Below are 11,646 nucleotides of genomic sequence, written 5' to 3'. Positions count from 1 at the left end.
TCGTGGCTCACCGAACTGAAGATCGACGGCCTGGCCGTCAACCTGCTCTACCGCGACGGCGCCCTGGTCCGGGCCGCAACCCGCGGGGACGGCACCACCGGCGAGGACATCACGCATAACGTCCTGACCATCAAGGAAATCCCGAAGCAGCTCAGCGGCACCGGCTTCCCGGCGGAGGTGGAAGTCCGCGGCGAAGTCTTCATCCCGTCGCAGGCCTTCGCGGAATTCAACGAAGCCCTGATCGAGGCCGGCAAGGCGCCGCTGGCCAACCCCCGCAACGCCGCCGCAGGTTCGCTGCGGCAGAAGGACCCCGCGGAAACCGCCAAGCGGCCGCTGCGGATGTACGTCCACGGCATCGGCGCCCGCGAGGGTCTCGACACCGCCAGCCAGTCCGAGACCTACCGAAAGCTGGCCGAGTGGGGTCTGCCGACGAGCCCGTATTTCGAGGTCCTGGCCGGGCTTTCCGACGTGCTCGAATTCATCAAGCGCTACGGCGACAAGCGGCACAGCCTCACCCACGAGATCGACGGCATTGTGATCAAGGTGGACGACTTCGCCACCCAGCGGGCCCTGGGCTACACCACCCGGGTGCCGCGCTGGGCCGTGGCCTACAAGTACCCGCCCGAAGAGGTCCACACCAAGCTGCTCGACATCGCCGTCAACGTCGGCCGCACCGGCCGGGTCACCCCGTACGGCGTGATGGAACCGGTCAAAGTCGCCGGCTCCACCGTGGAAATGGCCACCCTGCACAACCAGGAAGTGGTCAAGGCCAAGGGCGTGAAGATCGGCGACATTGTGGTGCTGCGCAAGGCCGGAGACGTGATTCCGGAAATTGTGGGCCCGGTGCTGGCGCTGCGGGACCAGCAGGACCCTCCCGTCCGCGACTTCATCATGCCCACCGAATGCCCCGCGTGCGGCACGCCGTTGGCCCCCGGGAAGGAAGGGGACGTGGACATCCGCTGCCCCAACTCCCGGTCCTGCCCGGCGCAGCTGCGCGAACGCGTCTTCCACCTTGCCGGCCGCGGCGCCTTCGACATCGAGGCCCTCGGTTGGGAAGCCGCCATCGCACTGACCCAGCCGGCCGAGCCCGCGGAGCCGCCGCTGACCACCGAGGCGACATTGTTCGACCTCACTCCGGAGCAGCTCGCGGACGTCCGTGTCCGCCGGGAGAAGCGCTCCAAGGGTGTCGGCACCGGGGAATTCGAGCTGGTGCCCTACTTCTTCACCAAGGCCACCACCAAGACCCCGTCCAAGCCCACGGCCACGACGGACAAGCTCTTCCGGGAGCTCGAAAAAGCGAAATCCCAGCCGCTGTGGCGGATCCTGGTGGCCTTGTCTATCCGGCACGTCGGCCCGCGGGCCTCGCGCGCCCTCGCCACCGCGTTCGGCAGCATGGACGCCATCCGGCAGGCCTCCGAGGAGGAGCTCGCCCACGTGGACGGCGTGGGCCCGGTCATCGCCCAGGCGCTGACTGAATGGTTCGCCGAGGACTGGCACCGCGACATCGTGGACCGCTGGGCGGACGCCGGCGTCCGGATGGCGGACGAACGCGACGAGTCGACGCCCAGGACGCTGGAGGGGCTGACCGTGGTGGTGACCGGGAGCCTCGAGGGCTTCAGCCGCGATGAGGCCAAGGAAGCCATCCTGATCCGCGGCGGCAAGGCGGCCGGATCGGTGTCGAAGAACACCAGCTACGTGGTGGCGGGCGAGAACGCCGGCACCAAGCTGGACAAGGCCGAACAGCTCGGCGTCCCGGTCCTGGATGAGGACGGGTTCCGTGCCCTGCTGGCGAACGGGCCGGCCGGCACCGGCGCGGACGGCAGCGCGGAGAGTGTGCCGGGCACCGGTGCGGACGGCGTCCCGGACCCGGCCGACGGCGGCGGGGCCCCCGGCGTCGAGGTTGCGGCGGCCGAATGAGTTCCCACTCCGCGGGTCCTCCCGCACCTGGAATTCCGGAGCTGCTCGAACTGGCCAAGTCGGCCGCGGCGGCGGGCGCCGCCGTCCTGGCCACCCGGAAGACTGCGGCCCTGGACGTCAGCAACAAGGGCGACTCAGGAGACTGGGTGACCGCCTTCGACCTCGCCGCCGAAGCCGCCGTCCGGGACGTCATCACCGCCGCCCGGCCGTGGGACATCATCACGGGGGAGGAGGGCGGCACCGTCCTGCCGGCGGAGCCCAGCGGCTACCGCTGGTCCATCGACCCGCTCGATGGCACCACCAATTTCATCCGCAACATCGTCTACTTCGCCACCTCCGTGGCGGTGGCCGACGCCGACGGCGTCTGGCTGGCCGGCGTCGTCAGCGCACCGGCGCTGGGACGCACCTACTACGCGTCCCGCGGCGAGGGCGCCTGGCTCCAGGAGCAGGGCCACGTGACCGCCCTGTTCGGCCCGGTCCCCGGACGGACCGGCCAGATCCTGGCCACGGGCTTCAGCTACGATCCCGGCGTGCGGGCGGAACAGGCCGCAGGCCTCGGCAGCCTGATGGACGGCTTCGCCGACATGCGCCGGCTCGGGTCCGCGGCACTGGACCTGTGCCTCGTGGCGGACGGCACGCACGACGCCTACGGTGAGCGCGGGCTCAACGAACACGACTTCGCCGCCGGGGCCCTGATCGCCGAGGAGGCAGGCTGCTGGGTGCGCCGTCCGCGGCTCACCAGCCCCCTGGCCGGCGGCCCCTCCGACGACGAGCGCCTCGCAGCATGGACGTGCGCCGGGCCGCTGGAACTCTCCGGCAAGTTCCCGCTCTAACGTCGTCTCGCCGGGCAGGCTCTACGCCTGTCAGATGCGCCTGAGTGATAGTTCAGTCACGGAAACGGCCTTTCCGGGCACGGCCCGGGCCGGGCGCCCGTACCATTGACAGGTGCCTTCGCAGATCCTCATTCGCCCCGCCGTTCCGGCCGACTTCGACGCCATAGCGCGCATCACCCGGGACGCCTACCTGGCGGCAGGCTACTTTGAGAGCGCCGACCACCCCTACATGCAGCAGATCCAGAACGTCGGGCAGCGCGCGGCGGCCGCGACGGTTTGGGTCGCCGAGCGTGAGGGCCGGATCCTCGGCTCCGTGACGCTGGCGGTCGCCGGCGAGCCCTACGCGGACATCGCCTTCAGCGACGAGCTCGAGTTCAGGATGCTCGTGGTGGACCCCTCCGTCCAGCGCAGCGGTGCCGGCAAGGCCATGGTCCAGGCCATCATCGAGCACGCCAGGGCCCTGCCCGGCATCCACGCCGTGGCCCTCACCACGGGCGAGAGCTGGGAAAGCGCCCACGGCCTCTACCTGAAGACCGGCTTCGTCCGGGCGCCGGAGCGCGACTGGCTCGTGCCGGGCACGGACATCAAACTGCTCGTTTACCGCCAGGAACTCTAGCCGGGGCGGTGGCCCCGCGCAGGTCCGCCGACACAAAGCAACCCGGTTTGGCGGCCCGGCCATCCGGCGCCCTACAGTTGTGCCGATCCCTGCGGCAACTGCGAAAGGCCCACCATGCGCAAGACCTTCGGTACCGGCTCCACCTGGGAACAGACCCTCGGCTATTCCCGGGCTGTCCAGGTGGACAACACCCTCTACATCTCCGCGACCGCCGCCAGCGGCGAGGACGGAATCGTGGGCGAGGACTTCTACGCCCAGACCAGCTACATCCTGCAGAAGCTCGGCGCCGTGCTGGCCGAGGCCGGCTTCGGCTTCGAGGACGTGGTGCAGTCCAAGCTGTACCTGACGGACATCAGCCAGTGGGAAGAGGCCGGCCGGGCCCACGGCGAGGTTTTCGGCGACATCCGCCCCACGCTCTCCCTCGTTCACGTGCTGCCGTTCCTGGATCCCAAGATGCTCGTCGAGATCGAACTCGTCGCCCAGAAGAGCGCCACCTAGGGCCAAACCGACGCTTGCCCGGGGCGTTGCGGGGGCCGGCCGGGCTCTGGCGGAACGTCGGGACTTGGAGTATGAAGGGCGCATGACCAAGGCGCACGGGCAGGGGCCCACCAGGATCCCCCTCATCGGCCAGTTCCGCTCCTATGACCGCTCGTGGCTGCGCGGCGATCTGATTGCCGGGGTCACCGTCGCGGCCCTGATCGTTCCGAAGAACCTCGGGTACGCAGGCATCGCCGGGATCCCGCTGCAGAACGGCCTGTATGCCGCGGCCGCCGGCGCCATCGTCTACGCGATCTTCGGCACCTGCCGGCAGATCTCGATGGGGCCGAGCTCGGGCCTGGCGGCGGTGGCCGCGAGTGCCGTGCTCGCGGCGGGCATCACCGGCGAGCAGGGTGTCGCCTCGTTCGTTGCCGGAATTACCCTTGCCTCCGGGATCCTGTTCCTGATTCTTGCTGTCTTCAAGATGGGCTGGATTGCGCAGTTCCTCTCGAAGGCCGTGGTCACCGGCTTCCTTTTCGGCGCGGCGATCGACGTCGTGATCGGGGAGCTCCCCAAGCTCACCGGGACCGAGGTCACCGGCTCGAACCCGCTCCAGGAGCTGTGGTCGTGGCTGGGCACCCTGGGCGAGGCGCAGCCGACCACCGTGGTGGTGGGGGTCATCGCGCTGGCTGTGGTCTTCGGGCTGAAAGCCATCGCTCCCCAAGTCCCCGGCGCCCTGGTCCTGGTGGTGGGCGGACTGGCGGCGGAGGCGCTCTTCGGTCTCGGGGCCAAAGGCGTGGCCCTGGTGGGCGACGTACCCAGCGGGCTGCCCTCGCTGCAGGTCCCGGACGGCCAACTCATGTGGGACCACGTCGGCACCGTGGCGCTCGCGGCGGTGGCACTGGTCCTGATCGGCTTCTCCCAGACCGCCGGGGATGCCAGGGCGTTCGCTGCCAAACACCGCTACCAGATCGACATCAATCAGGAATCCATTGCCCAGTCAATGGCCAACATCGCCTCGGGTCTCTTCAAGGGGATGCCCGTCTCGACGAGCCTGTCCGCGAGCTCGCTGAACGACCACTCGGGGGCGAAGACCGGGCTGGCCTCCCTCACCTCGGGGATCACCGTCCTGCTCACGCTGCTCTTCCTGGCGCCGCTGTTCTCGATCCTGCCCAAGCCCGTGCTGGCGGCGCTGATCATCGAGGCCGTCGTCATGGGCATGATGAACGTGCCCGAGCTGCGGCGGCTGGCCCGCGTGCAGAAGTTCGACTTCTGGATTGCGGTCGCTGCCATCATCGGGACCCTCATCTTCGGCGTGCTGGCGGGCGTCGTCATTGGAATCGGGCTCTCGCTCATCTGGCTCGTCCGGGTGGCGACCCATCCGGAGATGCCCGACCTGGGCCGCGAGCCCGGGACCCAGGTCTTCCGCGACGCCGGTGAGCACCCCGGCGACGAGACCGTTCCCGGCATTGCCGTGATCCGGTTCGACGGCGGCCTGTTCTTCGCCACGGCCGATGCACTGGAGGACCGCCTGCGCGACGTCATCCAGTCGACGCCGGGGCTCACCGGGATCGTGCTCGACTGCGGCGGGATCAACTTCGTCGACTCGCAGGGGGCGGCAAAGGTGGCGGACATCGTCATCCTCGCCCGGGAGGCCGGGGTCAACCTGCGCCTGACCCGGCTGAAGCCCGCGGTCCGGTCGGTCCTGGAGCGGGACGGCGTGATCGAGCGCGTCGGGGCGGACATGATCCACGGCAACATCCACAGGGCCGTGCAGGCGGAGCAGGCGGCGGCACAGAAGGAGCCCGACGGCGCCTGAGCTGCTTACGTCGCGGCGCCTAGTGGCCGGCCGGGGCGGGGATTCCGTAGCGGTGCTCGGGCCGCCCGGTGGTGCCGTAGCGCAGCTGGATGTCGACGGCGCCGTCGTCCGCCAGCGCGGACAGATACCGCTGGGCGGTGGCCCGGGACACGCCGACCCGGGCGGCGACGTCGGCGGCTGAATACTGCTCGCCGGGCACCAGGGATTCCAGCACCGCGGCCTCGGTGGCGGAGCGGGGACGTGCCGAGGCGACGACGTCGCCCGGGATCAGGGCGCGCTTGGCGCGCTCCACCGTCTCCTGGCTGACGGAGCCCGGCTGGGCCAGGATCCGGCGGTAGCGTGCATAGGAGCGCAGCTGCTGCGAAAGGGATTCGGCTGTGAAGGGCTTGAGCAGGTAGCCCAGTGCCCCGCGGCGGAACGCGAGCCGCAGCGAGGCCGTGTCCGAAGCCGCGCTGAGGATCACGGTATCGACGTCCAGCTGGTGCAGCAGGTCCAGGCCCGAAGCGTCCGGCAGGTAGACGTCCAGCAGCACCAGGTCCGGGCGGAGGCTGTGGATGGCCTGCAGTGCCTGGGACGCCGAGCCGGCCGGCGGCAGCGACAGGAAGCCGGCCACCGAATCCACATAGGCGGCATGCAGCTTGGCGACGTGGAAATCATCGTCGACAATCAGCACCCTGAAATCCTCAGACATCGTTGTCCTCCCGGTTTGCTTCAGTGATTGCAGGTTCGGTATTTCCCGGCAGCGTTGGCCCCGGTTCGGTGGTTCCCGGCAGCGTGGCCACGAAAACGGCGCCCGGGCCGCCGGGGGAGCCGGCTTCGAGCACCCGCACGTCTCCGCCGCGGCGGCGCGCGAGCTGCCGGGACAACACCAGCCCCAGGCCCTGCCCTCCGCCAGGGCGCGCGGGCCGGACCGAGGTCGTGTAGCCCTCCGCGAAGACCCCCTCGGCCTCGGCGGCTGTCATTCCAACGCCCAGGCCGTCGCCGGAATCGGCCACCACAATGTGGAGTGTGCCGGCGCCTCCGTTGATGCCCGGTTCGTCCAGCACTTCGACTTCCACCCAGCGCTCGGCCGCGGAACCGGCGACGGCGGCGTTCACGGCGTTGTCGATCAGGTTCCCCAGGACGGTGGTGACGTCCTGGGGTTCGGTGACGTGGCCGCGGACCACGGATTCCGGGCCGAGGCGGAGGCTCACGCCGCGCTCGTCCGCCTCGACGCCCTTGGCACCGAGGAAGGCCTGCAGGTAGGGGTCCTGGAGCAGCTCGGCCTGGTCCACCGGGAATGCCAGCGGCCCGGTGCCGGCCAGTTTGGCGAGATAGTCCTGGGCCTGCTGGGGCTGGCCGATGCTCATAAACCCGGCGATCGTGTGCAGCTGGTTGGCAAACTCGTGGCGCTGTGCCCGCAAAGCCGCGGACATGGTGCCGACGGCGTCGAGCTGGCGGGTCAGCTGCTGCAGCTCGGTCCGGTCCCGCAGCATCACCACCCAGCCCAGGTCCTCGCGGCCGTGCAGGGCCTTGCGGGCGCTCACCACCAGCACCCGGCCGCCGGCCACGAGTTCCACCGCCTCGCCCTCGACCGCATCGGCCCGGGTCAGGGCTTTGAGCTGCTCCGGGACCGGCGCGGCGGCCCAGGCCGTGCCCGCGAGGTCCGGGACACCGAGCAGCCGCTGGGCGGCGGCGTTGAAAACGCTGACCCTGCCGTCGGCCGAAACGCCGATGACGCCGTCGTCGACGCCCTGCAACACGGCCACCTGGTCGTGCACCAGGGTGCTGATCTCCTCCGGTTCGAGCCCGAGGGTCAGCCGCTGCAGCCGCCGCCGCAGCAGGAAGGAGGCGAGCACGCCGGCCAGCAGCGCGCCGGCGGCCGTGACGGCGATGGGGATGATGTCCCGGGCCAGGCTTTGGCTGATCGTCTCGGTGGAGTAGCCCACGCTCACCTCGCCCACTACCGCCGTCGAGTCCGGGGCGTACACCGGGACCTTGGCACCGGCGGACGGGCCCAGCGTGCCCGTGTTCCGCGTGGTGACCTCGCGGCCGGCGAGGGCGTCCGAGGGGTCGGTACTGACCTTTTCGCCCAGCCGTTCCGCGTCGGGGTGCGCCAGCCGGATGCCGGTCTCGTCCGTAATTACCACGAACAGGGCCCCGGTGCGGGTGCGGGCACCCTCCGCGGCAGCCATCAACGGACCGGCCAGCAGCTCGGCCGCCGGGGGAGCGGCGGGAAGGGCGCTGATGGACTGGACCTGAGCCCGCACGGAGGGGTCCGAGGCCACCGTCCGGGCCAGGGTCAGCGCCTGGTTCTCCGCCTCGCGGCCCAGCCGGTCATAGCTCAGCCAGGCGTGGACGGCGCTGCTCAGCAGCACCACCAGCGCCACGACGCCGAGCTGCAGCAGCAGTGTCTGGGTCGAAAAGCGCAGGGCCGGCAGAGCTGTGCGGCGCTTCATCGGGCTCCTGCCTGGGGTTGGTACGGACGTGAGCAAAATGCGCAAAATGCATCCAATAAGCAGTATGCCAATCAATTGAGCCAAAGGCCCAGTCGTGACGGGCGCCACTCTAACGTCTGTAGTGCGCATCACACCGGAGTGGTGTCATTCAACGAAGAAGGAGCCGGCCGTGCTGGTATTACTAGGATTCGCCATGATCGCGGTATTCATGGTGCTGATCATGACGAAGAAGTTGACGCCGGTGCTGGCGCTCATCATTGTTCCCACAGTCTTCGGGCTTTTCGCCGGCGCGGGCCTCGGCATCGGCCCGATGGTCATGGACTCCATGAAATCCATGACCTCCACAGCCGCGCTGCTGATGTTCGCGATCATCTACTTCGGGCTGATGATCGACGTCGGGCTCTTTGACCCCCTGGTCCGGTTCATCCTGCGAAAGCTCGGCAACGACCCCGCCAAGGTGGTCCTGGGCACGGCCATCCTCGCGGCAGCGGTCTCCCTCGACGGCGACGGCTCCACCACCTTCATCCTCACCACCGCGGCGATGCTGCCGGTCTACCTGCGGCTGAAGATGAGCCCAGTGGTCCTGACCTGCGTGGCCGGCCTGGCCAACGGCACCATGAACATCCTGCCCTGGGGCGGCCCCACCGCCCGCGCCGCCTCCGCGCTGAAGCTCGACGTCAACGATGTCTTCGTGCCCATGGTCCCGTCCCTCATCGCAGGGCTCATCGTCGTGCTGGTCTTCTCCTGGCTGCTCGGCCTGCAGGAACGCAACCGCCTCCGCGCCGTCGCCCCCGAGATCTGGGGCGTCCCGGACACAGCTGCAGCCTTCGACGGCGATGCAGACGGCGCAGCCGGCGGCAGCGCGGCCGGTGGCACCGGAATCGGCCGCGGCCGCAAGGGCCCCGGAGCCTCGCCCGCCGGGCTCTCCCCGGAGGGATCGTCCGTTGCAGTGCTCGAGCGCGCCGATTCCCTCGTTGACGACCGCGACTCCGCCATGGCCGACACCGCCCTGGACCCCAACCGCAAGACCCTCCGTCCCAAGCTGTTCTGGTTCAACCTCGGCCTCACGGTCGCGGTCATGGTCACGCTCGTCGCCAACGTCATTCCGCTCCCGTTCGTCTTCATGGTCGGCGCCGCCATCGCCCTGCTGGTCAACTTCCCCAAGGTCAAGGACCAGAGCGCCCAGCTGATCGCGCACGCTCCCTCGATCGTCGCCGTCGTCAGCATGGTCATGGCCGCCTCGGTCCTGACCGGCGTCCTCAACGGCACGGGGATGGTCAAGGCCATGTCGGAATGGCTGGTCCAGATCATCCCGTCGGACATGGGTCCGCTGATGGCCGTGATCACCGGCGTCCTGAGCATCCCGATGACGTTCTTCATGAGCAACGACGCCTTCTACTTCGGCGTCCTGCCGGTCCTGAGCGAAACGGCGGCCCACTACGGCGTCAGCGCCGCAGACATGGCCCGCGCTTCCATCACCGGCCAGCCCTTCCACCTGCAGAGCCCCCTGGTCCCCGCCATCCTGCTCCTGGTCTCCCTCGCCAAGGTGGACCTGGGCGACCACCACAAGAAGGTCCTGTGGCGCACGGCCGTGATCTCCCTGGTGATGCTCGGCGTCGGCGTGCTCACCGGAGCCATCGGCATCGGCTGACAAACCAAGGAGCACCACAAATATTGATGGCGAGGCTGTCGGGTTCGGAGATTTTCCGGACCCGACAGTCCCGTTTGGTGAGGGAGGCTCGTCCGGCCTGGCGCCGGACGGCGGCAGGGAGTTCAGACACGTAGACTGGGACGGAAAATTATCCATACCTTGCAGGGGAGATCCATGGCTGCGATCAACCGCGACGACGTCGCGCATCTCGCGCAACTCGCGCACATCGAGATGAGTGCTGAAGAGCTGGACAGGATGGCCGGCGAACTCGCCGTCATCGTGGATTCAGTGAAGTCCGTCAGTGAAGCCGCCGGTGATGACGTCCCGGCCACGTCCCACCCGATTCCGCTGACCAATGTGTTCCGCGAGGACGTCGTGGGCCACACGTTTACGGCCGAGCAATCCCTCTCCGGTGCCCCCGACGCGTACGAAGGCCGTTTCAAGGTCCCGGCAATCCTGGATGAGGACTAAGACCATGACTGAGAACAACGAACTGATCCGCCTCTCCGCCGCCGCGCTCGCCGAGAAGCTGGCCGCCCGCGAGATCACCGCCGTCGAGGTCACCCAGGCCTACCTGGACCGCATCGCCGCCGTCGACGGCAAGGTCCACGCCTTCCTCCACGTCAACGCCGACGAGGCGCTCGCCGTCGCCGCCGAAGTGGATGCGATCCGCGCCGCCGGCGGTGCCGCCGCCGAAGAGCTCCACGTCCTCGCGGGCGTCCCGATCGCCGTCAAGGACCTCATCGTCACGATCGGCCAGCCCACCACGGCCGGCTCGAAGATCCTCGAAGGCTGGCACAGCCCCTACGACGCCACCGTCGTCGAGCGCCTGCGCGCCGCCAAGATGCCGATCCTGGGCAAGACGAACCTCGACGAATTCGCGATGGGCTCCTCCACCGAGCACTCCGCCTACGGGCCCACGCACAACCCATGGGACCTGGACCGCATCCCGGGCGGTTCCGGCGGCGGCTCCGCTGCCGCCGTCGCGGCCTTCGAAGCCCCGCTGGCCCTCGGCACGGACACCGGCGGATCCATCCGCCAGCCCGGCGCCGTCACCGGCACGGTCGGCGTCAAGCCCACCTACGGCGGCGTTTCCCGCTACGGTGCCATCGCCATGGCCTCCTCGCTGGACCAGATCGGCCCGGTGTCCCGCACCGTGCTCGACTCGGCCCTGCTGCACCAGGTGATTGGCGGGCATGATCCGCGCGACTCCACCTCGCTGCCGGACCCGCTCGAGGACCTCGTGGCCGCGGCCCGGACCGGCAACGTCGAGGGCATGAAGATCGGCATCATCAAGGAGCTCCACGGCGAGGGCTACCAGGCCGGCGTCGAGAACCGCTTCAACGAATCCCTTGAACTGCTCAAGGGCGCGGGCGCCGAGATCGTCGAGGTCTCCTGCCCCAACTTCAAGTACGCCCTGGGCGCCTACTACCTGATCATGCCGTCCGAGGCTTCCTCCAACCTGGCCAAGTTCGACGGCGTCCGCTACGGCCTGCGGGTCCTGCCCGAACAGGGACCGCTGACCATCGAGCGGGTCATGGGGGCCACCCGCGCCGCCGGCTTCGGCGACGAGGTCAAGCGCCGCATCATCCTGGGCACCTACGCCCTGAGTGCCGGCTACTACGACGCCTACTACGGCTCGGCCCAGAAGGTGCGCACTCTGATCCAGCGCGATTTCGACGCCGCCTTCGAAAAGGCCGACGTGCTGATTTCCCCGACGGCGCCGACCACGGCATTCAAGCTCGGCGAAAAGCTCAACGATCCGCTGGCGATGTACCTCAACGACGTCGCCACCATCCCGGCGAACATGGCAGGCGTCCCCGGTCTGTCCCTGCCCGGCGGCCTGGCCGACGAGGACGGGCTGCCCGTGGGCATCCAGCTCCTGGCCCCGGCCC

At 69.3% G+C, this 11,646-nt stretch carries 10 protein-coding genes; 8 read left to right on the top strand and 2 right to left on the bottom strand.

Going from position 1 to position 11,646, the window contains the following annotated elements; all coding sequences use genetic code 11:
- The 5 genes from ligA to Y706_RS0122305 form a co-directional block, all read left to right on the top strand.
- On the top strand, positions 1-1,917 hold a 1,917-nt coding region (ligA, locus tag Y706_RS27205), incomplete at its 5' end, for an NAD-dependent DNA ligase LigA (RefSeq protein ID WP_043437093.1).
- The gene (locus tag Y706_RS0122320) at positions 1,914-2,750 is read left to right on the top strand and encodes an inositol monophosphatase family protein (RefSeq protein ID WP_043437091.1); all 837 of its coding nucleotides are present in this window, start codon (positions 1,914-1,916) and stop codon (positions 2,748-2,750) included. The genes ligA and Y706_RS0122320, both read left to right, overlap by 4 nt.
- Positions 2,751-2,862: 112 nt before the next feature.
- Positions 2,863-3,366, top strand: a complete 504-nt coding sequence (locus Y706_RS0122315; RefSeq protein ID WP_028278313.1) for a GNAT family N-acetyltransferase — start codon at positions 2,863-2,865, stop codon at positions 3,364-3,366.
- 114 nt (positions 3,367-3,480) lie between these two features.
- On the top strand, positions 3,481-3,864 hold the full coding sequence (locus Y706_RS0122310; RefSeq protein ID WP_028278312.1) for a RidA family protein: 384 nt from the start codon (positions 3,481-3,483) through the stop codon (positions 3,862-3,864).
- An 82-nt stretch (positions 3,865-3,946) separates the two neighbouring features.
- Positions 3,947-5,662, top strand: a complete 1,716-nt coding sequence (locus Y706_RS0122305) for a SulP family inorganic anion transporter (RefSeq protein WP_028278311.1) — start codon at positions 3,947-3,949, stop codon at positions 5,660-5,662.
- Between the two features lie 19 nt (positions 5,663-5,681).
- Here Y706_RS0122305 and Y706_RS0122300 read toward each other — a convergent pair whose 3' ends face one another.
- Together Y706_RS0122300 and Y706_RS27200 are read right to left on the bottom strand one after the other, a co-directional pair.
- The gene (locus Y706_RS0122300; protein ID WP_028278310.1) at positions 5,682-6,353 is read right to left on the bottom strand and encodes a response regulator; all 672 of its coding nucleotides are present in this window, start codon (positions 6,351-6,353) and stop codon (positions 5,682-5,684) included.
- Positions 6,346-8,100, bottom strand: a complete 1,755-nt coding sequence (locus Y706_RS27200) for a sensor histidine kinase (protein WP_156945229.1) — start codon at positions 8,098-8,100, stop codon at positions 6,346-6,348. Before Y706_RS27200 ends, Y706_RS0122300 begins: the two co-directional genes overlap by 8 nt.
- A 127-nt stretch (positions 8,101-8,227) precedes the next feature.
- On the opposite strand from Y706_RS27200, the gene Y706_RS0122290 reads away from it, so the two are divergent.
- The 3 genes from Y706_RS0122290 to gatA all read left to right on the top strand — a co-directional run.
- Positions 8,228-9,751, top strand: coding sequence for a CitMHS family transporter (locus Y706_RS0122290; RefSeq protein ID WP_343213117.1), 1,524 nt, complete (start codon positions 8,228-8,230; stop codon positions 9,749-9,751).
- A gap of 174 nt (positions 9,752-9,925) precedes the next feature.
- Complete coding sequence (gene gatC, locus Y706_RS0122285) at positions 9,926-10,222, top strand: Asp-tRNA(Asn)/Glu-tRNA(Gln) amidotransferase subunit GatC (RefSeq protein ID WP_026537696.1); 297 nt, start codon at positions 9,926-9,928, stop codon at positions 10,220-10,222.
- A gap of 4 nt (positions 10,223-10,226) precedes the next feature.
- A partial coding sequence (gatA, locus tag Y706_RS27195; RefSeq protein WP_043437087.1) for an Asp-tRNA(Asn)/Glu-tRNA(Gln) amidotransferase subunit GatA occupies positions 10,227-11,646 on the top strand: 1,420 nt, incomplete at its 3' end.

Source organism: Arthrobacter sp. I3, from assembly GCF_000520575.1.
Taxonomy (GTDB): Bacteria; Actinomycetota; Actinomycetes; order Actinomycetales; family Micrococcaceae; genus Arthrobacter; species Arthrobacter humicola_A.
This window is presented reverse-complemented; position numbering and strand designations above follow the sequence as displayed.